The following is a 15,288-nucleotide window of genomic DNA, read 5'->3' as shown; positions in this document are numbered from 1 at the left end:
GAACCTCCATTTCTTAAAGCCCTAATTGAGTCATTTCCTGATTGGAAATACTGATTTCTAAATTCCCGTTACGACAGCGTAGCTCGTCGATCAGTTCTTTTTCCATCTTTGGGTTACGCAGGGTTATATTATAGGTGAGCTTAAACAAACTACCCATATTCGTTGTTTTGACGCTGATTAGCTCACAGGCAGCAGCATATTGAGAAAAGAGATCCTCGAATACCCCTGTATAGTCTAAATTCTCCGGTATGGTAATGTGTAGCGTTTTGTAGCTATCGTTGTTTTTCTGTGCGCCAAAGTCCAAACGGTTGTAAAGCATCATAACTCCACAGAGAATCAGTGTAAAGAGGAATGCAAAGGCCAGGTATCCCATCCCTGCAATCAAGCCAGCGCCCATCGACAGGAATAAAGCACCAATTTCCTTTGCGGTACCAGGCACGGAACGAAATCGCACCAGACTAAACGCACCCGCCACAGCGACGCCAGTTCCCACATTGCCATTAACCATCATTATCACAACGCAAACCACTGCGGGAAGCATTGCTAAAGTGGCTACAAAGCTTTTGGTATATCGGGTGTGATACATATAAGCAAAGGCGAGGATAAGTCCTATCAGTAAAGATCCCCCTACACAAATCAGAAAATCCGATACTGAAATCACGCTGACCATATCGGTGTCAAAAAGCCCCCTAAAAATTGAATCAAGCATATAATTTACCTCCTAATGTTTTTGAAAAAATCATGTTCTGATACGCAATACCGTATTTAGAAAAAGAAGTCTTCTGAATGTGCTGCTGAGTGAGAAAATGAGTCATCCAAAGAGGGATGCCACCCGATGTTTTTACCTCCATCAAAATCTGCCCTTTCTCCAAAAGAGGTGTCCCCCATACCTCCGACTCCAGAGAGAGTTCCTCTTCACGGCATAATATGTTCTCGTCGAAGGTGATTCGAAAGTCGTCTCCGCTAAGAGAGTAAAAAGCTTCTCGCTCGTAACTTAGAAACACCACCGGATGAAGCGTCTTATAAAAGCTACGGAAATAGTCAATTTCGTTGGCAATCTGTGTCTGTTGCGGAGCCAGCTCTTTTCCAGCCAGCCAATTGAATGCTTGCTGTTTTGGTATCTGAATCCGTCGCTTAAATACCACTGATTTGTATTTCTTCTTTAGTTCAACAAACACTGGGGTGTCTTTATCTGCTTTTTCGTAACTACGAATCCGCAATTTTTCTTTATAAGCTGGTTTTTCAATCGATTGCCTTATTAACCAATAGGAGTCTGTATCATAGTAAATATTGCGTATCGTGGAATGTCCGTATTTGTCTAACTCCATATATGGTTTCATAACCTGGCAAAGCTGTTCCTTTTGCTCTAGACTAAGCAGGTACTTAATTTCAAAGCGCTTAAATATTGTCTGATATGCCATAAATATCGTCTCCTTTCTGCGGAAGCATCTAGTTTTTCGCTTCTCTTTACACCGATTATGACAGACGAAACATAACTGAACTTTAAAACACAAAAAGTTCATATATTCAAAACATCTGTATAAAGTATCATGCTATTATGTAGAAGCAGAAAGCTATTTTTAACTTGAATTAATGTTTGTCCGGTATGATATAATGAAATAAAGCAAAGCACAAGGAGGTGTACTATATGAGACTATTGCTTGCAGAGGATGAGAAATCTCTGTCAAAGGCTATGATAACAATTCTTAAGAAAAACAATTATTCCGTCGATGCAGTTTATAATGGAGAAGATGCTCTTATTTATCTTGAAGCCGGCAATTATGATGGTGTGATTCTGGATATTATGATGCCGAAACTAGATGGTATTTCCGTTTTAAAAAAGCTAAGAGCACAGGGGAACACCATTCCTATTCTTATGCTCACCGCAAAATCAGAGGTGGACGATAAAGTCCTTGGTCTGGACAGTGGTGCCAATGATTATCTTACCAAACCCTTTGATACCAAAGAACTTTTGGCACGAATACGCGCTATGACCCGCAATCAGACCGTTCATCTGGATTCCCAGATAAAATTTGGTAATATCACTTTGGACAGTTCCACTTACGAACTATCCTCTTGCGGTGGGAGTTTTCGTCTGGCAAACAAGGAATTTCAGATGATGGAACTACTGATTTCCAATCCCCATTGCCTTGTTTCCAGCGAACGATTTCTTGAAAAGGTTTGGGGGTATGATAGCGAAGTAGAAACTAATGTCGTTTGGGTTTATATTTCCTATTTAAGAAAAAAGCTGTTGGCACTTCATGCGAATGTTCAAATTAAAGCGCAAAGAAACGCCGGTTACTCATTGGAGGAGACATAATGCTGCAAAAACTGAGAATTAAATTTATTGCATTGGCCATGGGACTCTTGTTTCTAGTGCTTTCTGTGATTATGGGGGCTGTAAATCTGCTCAATTATCAACATGTACTAAGCTCCTCCGACAATACGCTGAAATTATTGCTTTCAAATGGTGGTAGATTTCCGGAGAAACACAGCATGGAAGATAAGTATTTTGAACGAAAGATGTCCCCGGAGCTTCCCTTTGAAACTCGCTTTTTTACCGTTCGATTAGACAGGGCCGGAGCTGTTACCTTTGTAGATACAGGGAAAATTGCAGCTGTTACTCCGGAAACAGCAGTTGCCTACACAGAACAAGTATGGGATTTAGGACGTTCCAAAGGCTTTGTAGGAGAATACCGCTTTGCGATTCAATCTGATTCCATGGGCAGCATGATTGTTTTTCTTGATTGTGGCAGAACACTGGATTCCGTTAAATCCTTCCTTCTCATCAGCGTAGGGATCTCTCTTGCCGGATTTTTTATGGTTTCCCTTCTGTTATATATTCTGTCCGCACGGATTGTGAAACCGATTTCCGACAGTTACGAAAAGCAAACACAGTTTATCACCAATGCCAGCCACGATCTGAAAACACCTATTACGATTATTGATGCGGATGTGGATGTTTTGGAAATAGAACATGGCGAAAACGAGTGGTTTCAAGATATTAAAAAACAGACCAAACGGCTTACGGGACTGATTCATGAGTTGGTTTTTCTTTCCCGTATGGAGGAAAAGGATAGTCACTTTCAAGTGATTGATTTCCCTATGTCAGACGTTATCAGCGAAACAGCCCAGTCTTTTGAATCACTGGCTGTATCCCAAGGAAAAACTTTTACCATACAAGTTCCGCCCCTAATCTCTTACCACGGAGATGAGAAAGCTATCCGCCAATTGGTTACCATTTTGCTTGATAACGCTCTGAAATACTCCGATGACAGAGGAACAATCTCCCTAACTCTGGAACAGGCTGCCCGTTATCTTTGTCTTAGTGTACAAAACACTTGTGAACCAATCTTACCGGAAGATAGGAAACATCTGTTTGACCGATTTTACCGTACAGACAAATCAAGAAACTCCCAAACCGGAGGATATGGAATCGGTCTTTCTATAGCGAAAGCTATTGTGGCTACGCATAAAGGGACGATTCGTGCCGATTCTCCAGACGGCCATTCACTGATTATTAGCGCAAGATTTCCCATATAATCTTAAAAACGTTTCGCGTATAATGTCATTACCACAAAAAATACTTAACAAGCACACAAAAAAATCGCCCGCACTTAATTAGATACTAATTGTTTGCGAGGCGATTTTTTATTAGTTGCATTCTTAACTTAAAACTATTATTCATCAATCTCGAGCATTCATTGACTCAACTGACTATTACTAAAAACGACAACCAACATTCTGGTTGTCGTTTTAATAAAATACTATTCTTTTTTACTCCATACCTCTTTCGTAATCTCTAGGTAGGTTTCATATGGTTCTAAAAAGTCTGGTCTTGGTTTGCTTATAAATCCTAATTTATCATATAACTTCCAAGCTCTTTTATTCTCTGGGTTAGGATCAACATAAGCCCTAGTTGCTAATGAATTATCAAAAACCTTAGTAATTGCATAAGATAGCGCATAATGAGCAATATCCTTCCCCTGAGCTTTTGGAAGTAACTTAATGTCAAGCGTTGCAAGGTCATGAGCGGTATCAATCTCATAATAAGTCTCACCACAGTACCCTAATTCATTTGCATAGATACTATAGTGCTTTCGGAGTTCATTTTGATTTACTCCACAAAGCCAGCGCTCTAAGTCTGTTAGTTTAATACCTAATCCATTTGGGAATCCAACATAATGCATCACTTCCCCATTGTTCCACAACTCCATAATATTAGATAAGTCTTCTTCCTTCGTTTCTCTGATGATAATATCCAAAAAAAATTCCTCCTTAATATTTAGAAGGGCTATCTTTTCGTAATCCCTCCTGTAACTTTCTTCGTGATTACTATTGTTTTCTTCATCTTATATCACCCTTTTACAATGTTTCTGTTATAATCTCCAAATGCAGTCTGATGTGATTTCTTCTAAAGTTGAAACTCCACACATTTCCATGGCATCAATGAGTTCCGCCCCAATTTTTTGAATATAGGATCTAACTCCCTCATAACCACCGCCAAATACTGCTGTAACAAAAGGTCTGGCAATCACTGCTGCATCAGCACCAAGCGCTAACGATTTAAAAACATCCGCTCCAGAACGGATACCACCATCCACAAATATTGTCATTTTTCCTTTAAACTCTTTTGCAATCTCTTCTAGAACTTCAGCAGTAGATGGACATTGGTCAAGTACCCGGCCACCGTGGTTAGAAACCATAATTCCTGAAGCACCTGCTTCGTAGGCTTTTGCGGCACCTTTTACTGTCATAACACCTTTTACTATAAATGGCTGATTTATCTGCTTGATTATCTCACGCAACTCTTCCACTGATTTTCTACCTGCTGGTGGTTGCATATTTTTTAAGAATGGTAATCCGGCTGCATCAACATCCATAGCGACAGCAAATGCATTACTATTCTCAACGTGTTGAAATTTCTCTTTTAAAGTATCTGTATTCCAAGGCTTTACAGTAGGAATGCCAACTCCACCTGCTGATTTGATACAATCTGTAGCAGACTTCATAACCTCAGGATTAACTCCATCCCCTGTAAAAGCAGCAATTCCAGCATCTGCACAAGCTTTTACTAATACTTCATTGTAGGTAAGGTCGTTGTAGGAGTCCCCATAATGGAGGTTAATAGCACCTACTGGGCCTGCAAAGAATGGGTAAGCAAATTCCTTTCCAAAAATCTGTTTTTTCGTGTCTATCGTTGAGGAAGCTACAAGTGTGTCCATATTCAAACGAATTTCTTTCCATTTATCGTAGTTTCGTATGGCGGTATCGCCGACACCTTTTGCACCTGGTCCAGGTATTTGATTTTTACAGGCTTTCCCATTGCACTCAGCACACGCCTTACAATAAGGGCCTATGTTCTTCTTTGCATTCTCTAAGATTTCTTTGTATGATATTGTTGTATTCAACGCTCAACTCTCCTTTGTATTTTAAATTATCTATCTTGCTTATATTGTATCACACATAGAATCAAAATGTAATGTAACAGTATGTTAACTATATGATGTGTTAAAATTTATTTTGTATATTCTATATCGATCATCTTCCACGGTAAGGATTGCCATCGTAACATCCTGATGGAATCTTTTCCGCCCACAACTTCCTGGATTTAGCCATAGAATATCGTCTTTTCGCTCAAAGGAGTATTTGTGAGAATGACCATATACGACGATATTTACTTCTGGTGGTAGTTGTTTTATTTCTCTTTTATTATGAATAAGATAAAAGGTAATGTTGTCCACTGAGATTGTTAAAGTGGAAGGTAAAAATTCAGCCCACTCTTTATCGTTATTACCTCTTACAACAAATAATGGCGCATAAGTTAATAACTCTTCATAGATTTCTTTCGTATGAATATCACCAGCATGAAGTATATAATCTACATGTTTTAAATGCTCACATACTTCAGGACGTAATATTCCATGAGTATCCGATATAATTGCTATTGTTGTCATTATAACCTCCATGCTGTATCTATAAATCTAAACTTTTTCCTGGTTTTTATATCTTGTCATTATTCTTTTGACTTCGTCCACGTAATCACTTTTCATATAGGACATTAACTGTGGAATAATCTCATTTTGATATTCTAACGAAAATGTTCCATTTTCTTGCTTCTTAAAACTTTCTAACAATAGATTTTTCGTTTGTTCGATACACTCCTCTTTTGCATGTTCTAACATATAATCATAAAAACTTTTTTGTTCTTCCTTCATACTGACCTCATTTTATTTATTCAAAAATCAATCGTCTCATCCATCTTTTAGTATTGTTTACATATTCATTTTTACTATGCAAAACATGTGATTAGAAACTATAAGGAAAATGGCAGTAGCCATAATTTCAGCTACTGCCATTAATTCTTTTCTAGTTTTATTACTAATTAATTGAGAATACTAAACATCTTCTTTAATGCTTTCTGTGTTGCATTACTATAGAAATAATTATAGCGATAGAACATATAGCCATCTACTTGCTCAGTGTCACGGCAGGTTGTAATCATATCCGCTAATATGTTTGTGTTTTTCTTAAATTCTGGTTCTTCATTCGAACCAGCTTTGTAAACTGGAATACCAACATAGACATTTACATTTGTATTCTTACGAAGTTCTAACCAACGATTTAATATGCCATCGAATGGATACTTACTATGTTCAAAACTCCAATATAACTGAGGACAGATATAATCCACATATCCTGGTTCTGATAACCAACGATCAACGTCCACATAATAACGATCGTTCATGCGTAATGTATCAAGGAATCCTCCTGGGCTGATACCAAATACGACATCAGGATTTTCTCTCTTAATTGCGGAGTAAACGCCCTTTACTAAGAAGTTTACATTCTGTCTTCTCCATTCATCAATTGGAAGTATCTCGTCAGCAATCCCTTGTTCTTTATATGATTTAACATAACTGTTATATTCTGCTGCATCAAACACTTTCTTATAACTAGAACCTAAGGTTGGATAAAAATAATCATCAAAATGAATTCCATCCACATCATAATTTCTTACGATTTCTAATACACCGTTACGAATTAAGGTACGTACCTCAGACTTTGCTGGATTGTAATAGAGATTTCCATCAAAAGATAAAACATTACGATCATTTAATTTTTTCTTATCTGTTAACCACTTTCTTGCTGGGTTATCTGCTGCCAATGTTTTTATGTCTGTGTTTTTTGTTGTAATACGATATGGATTTAACCATGCATGGAACTGGAGCCCTCTATCATGAGCTGCTTCCACCATATACTCTAGTGGATCAAACCCAGGGTCTTTTCCTTGCGTACCACTAATGTACTTTGACCATGGGAAATAACTAGAATCATACATAGCATCGCCAAAAGGACGAACATGAACAACCACAGCGTTCATACCCATATCCACAACATTATCAAACATTTCATCAATTTGAGCTTCAAATTCTGCTTTGGTATATCCAGTACTCTTAAACTCAAGATAGGATATCCAAACAGCTTTAAATTCCATATCAACATAGATATAACTTACAGTTACACCCCCATTGACATCCTCTGCACGGAAAGAATAGTAGCCAGACTTACTCACTTCAAAACTTCCACTCTTTGGTAACTCTTTTCCCGATGCTGCCCATCTCGCACTATTTTCTGAGGTTACTAGGCTTGGTAGGTAAACAAAGGATTTTAACTTTGCTGTACTTTTAACTTCATATGTTATCGTTGCTTTTTGATTAAGTACGCGGTAAGTTGCCTTTATCGAAGGATCGGTAACTTCCTCACTCGCTGCCAAAGCTGGCACAGCCTGATTGATCGCAAACACAAATAATAACATCCAGGCTAAGATAAACTTCCATTTTCTCTTAAACATTATGTTCAACCTTTCTTTTATTCAAACAAATAAATTGTTTATTACAGCAAAAGAAAGAACGCTAGGCGAACTTTCTTTTGTTGTTTAGAAAATCCTATTGGTATTTTTCTATTTTTTCTTTGTATCCCATTCCCTCTTATCGGTTGGTGGGATAAGCTTCAAATAAGCTCTCTACTGTATCATAAATAGTTTTTGCTGCTTTCTTTTGATAAGTAGAACTTGTTAATATAGATAAGTCACTTGGGTTTGTTAAAAATGCTAACTCGATTAAAACAGCAGGAACTGAATTATCTCGTACAACAACAAATCCCTTATCAATGATTCCAAGATTCTTTGTGCCTAAGGATTTGGATAGATTATTAACCAAGGTATTCGCTAATATCTTACTTGTTAATCCACTTGATGTTTTCGACTTATTTATACTACTATAATACACACTGGTACCACGAGCAGCGGAGCTTGTACTTGAATTACAGTGTAAACTGATAAAGAAATCTGCTTCCACCTGGTTTGCAAATGCCGCACGATCCGCTAATGGAATTAATGTATCATCAATTCTTGTGTAGTAAACCTTAATTCCAGAGCCTGTAAAATATTCTTTTGCATATTCATTTAATACTTTAAAGTTAATTACTTTCTCTTGAGTAGTTCCTCTAACTGCTCCTGGGTCTTTACCTCCATGCCCTGCATCAAGAATGATAATCTTATCATAGATTGCGCTTGGTCTATCGATTGTAACTTGTAGTTTTCCATCCACAATGGTGTATTCAAAACCTTGAATTACATTCGTAGTAATAAGTATTTCAGTACCTTTACTAGAAGAATAAGAAACCTTTATGTTCGCTACATTATCATACGTATTTACAATAGGATTTTGTTCAAAGAAGGAACGATGATCTCCTCTGATACGTATGGAAATCTGCTTTTTATGGTAGTTGTCTTCCGAAGAGATGTCGGACAAACTTACACCGCTAGGTAACGTAATGTTAAGAGGCGTATTATCAATTTCTGGAATTACTTCTTCCTTACCGATATATAAAGTAAAGGTGGAACCATCCTCGTGGATTTCGTAGGTAACTTCTGGCGCTGGTTTCTGAATAATTAGGAAGGCATTGTTTGGTGATGTTGTATTTAACGATACATACACCATAGAAGTTAATTCTTCCTGATTCGAGAAATCATAATCACCTAAGGTATTAATCGTATTCGGTATGGAGATATAGATGCTGTCCTCATCCTCTGTTATTATTGGCTTAATTCCTTGTAGACCAGTGACAGATATATACTCTGACCCATTTTCATCTCTACCAGAGCTTATCTGTGTAAGATAGTTTGGATAGAGAGATAAGGATAAACCTTTCCCCTCATTTTCAGATGTCATCGCATAATTTACCGATGCATCCGCTAAGGTAAAGATAACGTCTGTTTGATTATTCACAGCATCATAGATTACTCTGGCTTCCTTCACTAATTCATTACCAAAGGTAAAGATAGCGTCTGTAGCAATCATATTATCGAAGGTTAAAACTAGCTCATCGTTTTCTTTTGACGCAGTTACATTTGAAATTGTCTGACCAAACGTTAACTGGTATTTTTCTTTATCTGTAGATATTTGATTTGCATCTAGGTTTAAAAATTGAGAGGTACTTGTACTACCTGTATTAATAAAGTTATCAGAATTCATCGCATTTTTCGCTTCTTCTAATACGGATTGATAACTTTCTTCCGAAGTCCAATTAAAATATTCTAGTTCACTTAAGGTGCCATCTCCTGGAGTACTTGGTGAAACTGGAGGTATCGTTATATTTGGCTCTTTACCAACTTTATTAGTTGTTTTGATTTCAGAAGTCTTCGTAGAAGAATTCCAATTATAATCGTAACCTAAAGCTTTCGCTACGAATTGCGCAGGTACTAATACTGCTTCTGTTTTATTATCTTCATTGTAAACAAGTTTTGGAGCTACGCCACAATCCACCACCTGATCATTTAAATAAGCAAGATTGCTATCTAATTCCATTCGTAGATTTATGTCACCTTTTGTAAAAGAAACGGTACCCTTACTTGCAGAATACTTATAAGTTACACCCATACTCTTTGCAAAGACTTTGTATGCTTGAGTCATAGCGGTATTTGCTATTAGTATGCTTGGAAGATTGGAAACATTCACATTTTTACCATCAAATTTAACACTTCCTTGCGTTCCTGTATAACTCACAGACTGATTGTCATAGAATAAGTTTAATGGTTTCGTAATCGTAACCGTAGAGCTTGAGCTGTTCCAGTCATAGGAATAACCAAAGGTTTCCGCAACAAATCTTGTGGGCACTAAGATAGCGGTTTTTTTTGCCTTAGAGTACTTAATTGAGATTGGTGCTGCATTCATGGTTACAGATTTTCCATTTACTACTGCTGTCTTACTTCCTAAGGTTAAAACAAGTGTAGTCTTACCATCTCTTAGAGTTACTGTCTTCTTCTCTTTATTGTATAATGTTTTTATACCTAATGTATCTCTAAAGATTTTAACGTATGGTCCTAATGCTACTCCATTGCTTGATAATATACCAGGAGTATCTCCTAAAGGGATCGTTTTCCCATTAAAAACATAAGAGATGGGTTTCTCCGTAATAGTCATCTGGGAACTTGTTGTATAATTGTAGATTTTAAGGCCACTTGCTGCTTGCGCCTGATCCATAGGAGCAGAACTTATTAATAAGCTTACAATTAACAACACGCACATTTTCTTATAGTTTTTTATTTTCTTTCTCATAATTCACCTGCTGTACTTCATATTCGAGCCAAATCGCTTTTTCTTTTGGTCTACACGGATAGAATACATAGTAAATTTGTTATAATTGTGTCATAATTTCTCAAAACTTTTGTCATATCATAGGAAGTTTATTCCACTTATGAAAAATTAAGAATTTATAAATTTCTTTGTATCAAACGTGTTAATTCACGTCACTGCTTATTAAATTACCTAATTATCCCTTCTAATTCATTGGTTTATGGATAAGAAAAAAATCTACCCTCGAAACTCCCGATATGTTATAATGGTCAGTATGATTATTTACAAGAAAAGAAATAGACAGTATAGTTTTTATAAGAAGAGAAATAGACAGTATAGTTTTTATAAGAAGAGAATATTTCGGTATAGTAAAGAAGGGATGAGGAAACTTGAAATTACAGCAATTATATAGTTATACGAGAAAAGCAATTGATGATTATCAGATGATTGAGGATGGGGATAAAATAGCTATCGGTATCTCTGGTGGAAAAGACAGTCTTACATTATTATATGCACTGGCTGGCCTTAGGAGATTTTACCCAAAGAAATTTACCCTAGAAGCAATCACTGTTAGCTTAGGTTTTGATAATTTTGATACGAGTAAAATAGAAGCTTTATGTAAAGAACTTGATGTAAATTATACCGTTGTAAATACTGAGATTGCACCTATTATTTTTGAATCAAGAAAAGAATCTAATCCTTGTTCTCTATGTGCTAAGATGAGAAAAGGTGCTTTTAATGATAAGGCGAAAGAGCTTGGCTGCAATAAATCTGCTTATGCTCACCATAAGGATGATGTTATTGAAACAACGTTGATGTCTTTGTTATTTGAAGGTCGATATTATACGTTTTCTCCAGTTACATATCTGGATCGAATGGATATTACGTTAATAAGGCCACTTATCTATGTGGATGAAACAGATGTGATAGGATTTAAAAATGCATATGATCTACCAGTCTTAAAAAATCCATGTCCAATTGATGGCTATACCAAACGAGAATATGCAAAAAACCTCGTAAAGCAGTTAAACCAAGAACATCCAGGTGCAAAGGTTAGACTATTCCATGCAGTAACGGAAGGTTTATTACCTGATTGGAAGAAAAAGATGGTGGATGAGCATCCCTTGAAGAGTATTTCATGATAGGTAATTGTAGATTTCATTAAATTTAAAGTAGGGGTAATGGATAACTTATAGAATCTATATTTCAATAAGTTATCCATTACCCCTACTTCATTTCTCATCGTGTTTTACGAGTCGTCACTAGCAAACCATATCAAACCAGTTTCCAAGATCACCAGACTGATTGATACTTCCACTTCTGTTGTAAGTTTTGAGAGAATTTACAGCATTCTTTGCAGACTGACTAATATCAAAGGCTTTCCCTTGAATTCGTCCTGCATAAGAGCTACTACCAGTAAAGTATGATTTTAAATTGTTAATATCAGCTGATTTTAACTTACTCTCATCTACTGTTAGTTTATTATCTGCTCCAACTGTAATCCCCATTTTACCTAAGGCTACTTTATTTGACTTTGTAATTCCTGTCATATACGCAGTCTTCTTAAGTACAGAAAGGTCGTTTTGTTTGCTAGAAGATTCCAAAACAGAATTATAGGACGAAGCAAACTCATTCATTGCTTTTGTAATACGATCGTAATCGTAGTCCTTTACCTTAACCATTTCTCCTGTTTTCTCGTCTTTCACTTCTTTTTCTACCTGCTCCCAAATGGAGTTTTTTCCGGTAGTAAGAAGTTTATCGGTTGCTTCCTTTAGAGAGTCAGCATCCTTTTTTGCAGCTAGTATCTTAGATTTTTCTGAAGCAGTTTGCGTAGAACTTGAAGATTCAGACTCTTGTTCTTCCATCTTTTTATAATACGCAGTAAGTAACTTCTTATAGCTTCCATTGTTGATACTCATATACTGTGAAAGGACATTACTACTTCCACTAGAAGAACCATGAGAAGTCGAAGAAAACAAAGATGATGAATAGTTATAATAGTTTGTGGATATCGCCATATACATTCCCTCCTTTCATATGTGTTATATCGGTTATTTTTAGTAAAATATTAGTACTCTTATTCCGCCGTAATAACAGATACAAGATAAAATGGATTCTCTCCTGCCTCTGTAATACGAATTTCTACCGAATGAGTTTCATTTTTTAATTTGTCTTTTAGATCATGAAGATAAAGCCAATCTCCCCAACCATTTGGATAATTTCCATCGAGATCAATCGCATTACTTTCGTCCCCATCAATAATTGCAATTGCTTTGGGAGCATTTAATCGGTTGCTCTTCTTATATTGGAGCGAAATAGAGGAACCAGTTACGTTAAACTTGATGGAATCCCCCACATTCTTAGCACTATAACCATTCTTAAACACATCTGTGATTCCATTTTGCTTCGTTGCGTCCTTTTCAAAACCAGATAATTTCGGTTTCGAGTTTCTACTGTCATAACGATAAGAGTTTATGCTTGTTAAGCTTTGTGTTTCCACAGGAATCTCATAGATAACATCCTTAGAGGTAATTTCATTTTTCGCAATCTTATCAAGGAAGCTTGTAACAATTTCTGCTGCTAATGCATGACCGCGGTCGTTAGGATGGAGATTATCTGCAGAAACATCAAGTGCCGTTAAATTACCATTTAAAATCTCCTGATAGATACTCTCTTTCATACTAATGATAGGTAAATCATAGGCTTTTGCTATCTCGTTATGTCTATTTTGTGCATTATTTCCGTTGTTGTATTGTACCATATTTAAAACAATCACCGTAGGTTTTGATTCACTCTCTAATATCATTCGAAGCAAGCTCTCATAAGTCTCCCCATATTTTGCTGTCCCTTCATCGTTTACACTAAACTCTACAATGACAAAATCAGGGTTTTTCGAAAGTAAATCTTCTTTCACTCTGGCACAGGCAAATTGAGAAGTAGTTGCACCTATTCCCGCATTGACTAATTCAAAGGTAGATTCTTTAAAATTACTACTCCACCAATCATAAATTTTTCTCGCATAACAATTGTCATAAGAAGAGGCACCAGAGCCCATGGTGATAGAGCCTCCGATAAAGCCGATAGTGAGCTTTTCACCGGCTTCTGCTCTTTTCATTAACTCTTCCAGGCGATATGTATTCCCTGTATTAAGAACTGCTCTTTCTGTATAAGGTAATAGTTCCGGGATAATTCGTTCTTTACTCTCGATCGTTCCAGTAGTACCAAAGCCTAAGATATGAAAATTCTTTGCTTGTGTATCTGAAGTGACTCTTAGTTCTACTTCATGTTTTCCCGCTGTAACATCATTTAATAATGTTACTACTTGAGGATTATTCCAACCTGCTTTCGTGTTTGCATTCACAGTTTCCTTCTTTTTTCCATCAATATAGACCTCAATACATCCCATATTTTCATTGTTATCTTCTTTGTATAATAAAAAAAGGTTCCTACCTTCCATGGTAAATCGGAAGGAATCTGCTTCTTCTTTTCCCCAAATCCATCCATTCGGAAAATGAGTAACATTTGAGTTTCCTTCTAAAAAACCACCAAGTGAATTTGGATAAAGATTAGTACTATTATAGAATGTAAGAGAAGCATAAGGAGCGCCATATGCTCTTACATTAGCATAATCAGTTTCAGTATCGTCTGTATTATTGGCACCTGCTACGTCAAAATAATATGACAGACATTCTGTAATAAACTCGTGACCGTCTTTCGTTGGATGTGCTTCGTCGCTTGCGTAATCCTCCCATGTCATCTTCCCTGCTTCTATCTCTGGCCCAATGGCCTGTTTTATACTAATCATCGGTAGTTCAAATGCTTCCCCGACCTTTTTCATATGTTCTTCACAGGTATATCCTGCTTTCGTGACCGTAAATAATAATATAACAGCCGGTTTTGATTCTGAGTTAAGGCATTCGGTTACTAGGCTCTCATATGCCATTTTACTAACTGCATCGTTTGAATCATTGACAGCAAATTCAATGATTACAATATCGGGTGAATAGGAAAGAACATCTTTTTTTACTCTTAGTAAGCCTATTGTAGATGAGGTTCCACTAAGTCCTGCGTTAATACGCTCAATGTTTGTATTTTGATATTTTTGCTGCAGGTATTTTGTTGTCTTAATCGCAAAGTTTTGATTAGAATTCACCAGATACCCTTCGGTAATGGAGCCACCCAGATAAGCAATGGTTGTTTTTTCACCATTCTTCATCTTATCCAGTACCTTCTTAATACGATAGTTGTTCCCTTCACTAACCAAAGAATTTTTTACTCGTTGCGTTGCTTTTACTTCCACCGGTGTTACAGATGCTTCTGGCATAATTGATGCCTCAACATCATTATGTACCGCATCCTTCTCTCTGGTTTTACAGCCAGACAAAAGAATACTAAGTGCTAATATAGTCAGTATGGATAAAGAACTAAGCTTAATTAATTTCACTGTAACCTCCATTCTTATGCGAATCGTTGTGTTTCTGCTTGATAGTTATGTATTGCTTAAAGGTATTAAAATTCTTGTTTTTTACTATATTACCTATTTAGTGAACCATAGAAAACAAATAAAAAGCAGATATCATATTGGAAACAAGAATTAAAACCAATGATGATATCTGCTTATGTCATATAGAAATGTCGATTTTATATC

The 15,288-nt window shown here is 36.5% G+C and carries 13 protein-coding genes; 3 read left to right on the top strand and 10 right to left on the bottom strand.

Annotated elements, in window-relative coordinates; all coding sequences use genetic code 11:
- Positions 1-13: 13 nt before the first annotated feature.
- Positions 14-709: a DUF4956 domain-containing protein gene (locus CC92_RS0113810; protein ID WP_029504737.1), complete on the bottom strand. Its 696-nt coding sequence runs from the start codon at positions 707-709 to the stop codon at positions 14-16.
- Entirely contained in the window at positions 702-1,421 is a 720-nt protein-coding gene (locus CC92_RS0113805; protein WP_029504736.1) for a polyphosphate polymerase domain-containing protein, read from the bottom strand. Before CC92_RS0113805 ends, CC92_RS0113810 begins: the two co-directional genes overlap by 8 nt.
- A gap of 227 nt (positions 1,422-1,648) precedes the next feature.
- Between CC92_RS0113805 and CC92_RS0113800 the strand changes: the two genes are divergently transcribed.
- Together CC92_RS0113800 and CC92_RS0113795 are read left to right on the top strand one after the other, a co-directional pair.
- Entirely contained in the window at positions 1,649-2,320 is a 672-nt protein-coding gene (locus CC92_RS0113800) for a response regulator transcription factor (protein ID WP_029504735.1), read from the top strand.
- Positions 2,320-3,543, top strand: a complete 1,224-nt coding sequence (locus CC92_RS0113795) for a sensor histidine kinase (protein ID WP_029504734.1) — start codon at positions 2,320-2,322, stop codon at positions 3,541-3,543. Before CC92_RS0113800 ends, CC92_RS0113795 begins: the two co-directional genes overlap by 1 nt.
- Before the next feature lie 224 nt (positions 3,544-3,767).
- On the opposite strand, the gene CC92_RS0113790 is transcribed toward CC92_RS0113795, so the two are convergent.
- From CC92_RS0113790 to CC92_RS0113765, 6 genes are all read right to left on the bottom strand, one after another.
- On the bottom strand, positions 3,768-4,265 hold the full coding sequence (locus CC92_RS0113790; protein ID WP_029504733.1) for a GNAT family N-acetyltransferase: 498 nt from the start codon (positions 4,263-4,265) through the stop codon (positions 3,768-3,770).
- 114 nt (positions 4,266-4,379) lie between these two features.
- Entirely contained in the window at positions 4,380-5,399 is a 1,020-nt protein-coding gene (locus CC92_RS0113785) for an alpha-hydroxy-acid oxidizing protein (protein WP_029504732.1), read from the bottom strand.
- Positions 5,400-5,495: 96 nt separating this feature from the next.
- Positions 5,496-5,957 carry a metallophosphoesterase family protein gene (locus CC92_RS0113780; RefSeq protein ID WP_029504731.1) on the bottom strand — a complete coding sequence of 154 codons (462 nt, stop codon included), beginning with the start codon at positions 5,955-5,957 and terminating at the stop codon, positions 5,496-5,498.
- A gap of 27 nt (positions 5,958-5,984) precedes the next feature.
- On the bottom strand, positions 5,985-6,218 hold the full coding sequence (locus CC92_RS0113775; protein WP_029504730.1) for a hypothetical protein: 234 nt from the start codon (positions 6,216-6,218) through the stop codon (positions 5,985-5,987).
- A 167-nt stretch (positions 6,219-6,385) separates the two neighbouring features.
- Positions 6,386-7,855: a glycoside hydrolase family 10 protein gene (locus CC92_RS0113770; RefSeq protein ID WP_051650882.1), complete on the bottom strand. Its 1,470-nt coding sequence runs from the start codon at positions 7,853-7,855 to the stop codon at positions 6,386-6,388.
- A 136-nt stretch (positions 7,856-7,991) separates the two neighbouring features.
- Positions 7,992-10,622, bottom strand: coding sequence for an N-acetylmuramoyl-L-alanine amidase (locus CC92_RS0113765; RefSeq protein WP_029504728.1), 2,631 nt, complete (start codon positions 10,620-10,622; stop codon positions 7,992-7,994).
- 407 nt (positions 10,623-11,029) lie between these two features.
- Between CC92_RS0113765 and CC92_RS0113760 the strand changes: the two genes are divergently transcribed.
- On the top strand, positions 11,030-11,782 hold the full coding sequence (locus CC92_RS0113760; protein WP_029504727.1) for a tRNA 2-thiocytidine biosynthesis TtcA family protein: 753 nt from the start codon (positions 11,030-11,032) through the stop codon (positions 11,780-11,782).
- A 120-nt stretch (positions 11,783-11,902) separates the two neighbouring features.
- Here CC92_RS0113760 and CC92_RS0113755 read toward each other — a convergent pair whose 3' ends face one another.
- Positions 11,903-12,658, bottom strand: coding sequence for a hypothetical protein (locus tag CC92_RS0113755; protein ID WP_051650881.1), 756 nt, complete (start codon positions 12,656-12,658; stop codon positions 11,903-11,905).
- A 59-nt stretch (positions 12,659-12,717) separates the two neighbouring features.
- Positions 12,718-15,084: a GDSL-type esterase/lipase family protein gene (locus tag CC92_RS21760; protein ID WP_051650880.1), complete on the bottom strand. Its 2,367-nt coding sequence runs from the start codon at positions 15,082-15,084 to the stop codon at positions 12,718-12,720.
- Positions 15,085-15,288 lie beyond the last annotated feature (204 nt).

The sequence above is a fragment of the Lachnoclostridium phytofermentans genome, assembly GCF_000733755.1.
GTDB lineage: Bacteria > Bacillota > Clostridia > Lachnospirales > Lachnospiraceae > Lachnoclostridium > Lachnoclostridium phytofermentans_A.
Note: the sequence above shows the minus strand (reverse complement) of the source record. Positions and strands in the feature narration are given on the sequence as shown.

Bases quoted from the DNA above. Each gene is read 5' to 3' on its own strand.
- CC92_RS0113810 (WP_029504737.1), bottom strand. From the start codon at position 709: ATGCTTGATTCAATTTTTAGGGGGCTTTTTGACACCGATATGGTCAGC.
- CC92_RS0113805 (WP_029504736.1), bottom strand. From the start codon at position 1,421: ATGGCATATCAGACAATATTTAAGCGCTTTGAAATTAAGTACCTGCTT.
- CC92_RS0113800 (WP_029504735.1), top strand. From the start codon at position 1,649: ATGAGACTATTGCTTGCAGAGGATGAGAAATCTCTGTCAAAGGCTATG.
- CC92_RS0113795 (WP_029504734.1), top strand. From the start codon at position 2,320: ATGCTGCAAAAACTGAGAATTAAATTTATTGCATTGGCCATGGGACTC.
- CC92_RS0113780 (WP_029504731.1), bottom strand. From the start codon at position 5,957: ATGACAACAATAGCAATTATATCGGATACTCATGGAATATTACGTCCT.
- CC92_RS0113775 (WP_029504730.1), bottom strand. From the start codon at position 6,218: ATGAAGGAAGAACAAAAAAGTTTTTATGATTATATGTTAGAACATGCA.
- CC92_RS0113770 (WP_051650882.1), bottom strand. From the start codon at position 7,855: ATGTTTAAGAGAAAATGGAAGTTTATCTTAGCCTGGATGTTATTATTT.
- CC92_RS0113765 (WP_029504728.1), bottom strand. From the start codon at position 10,622: ATGAGAAAGAAAATAAAAAACTATAAGAAAATGTGCGTGTTGTTAATT.
- CC92_RS0113755 (WP_051650881.1), bottom strand. From the start codon at position 12,658: ATGGCGATATCCACAAACTATTATAACTATTCATCATCTTTGTTTTCT.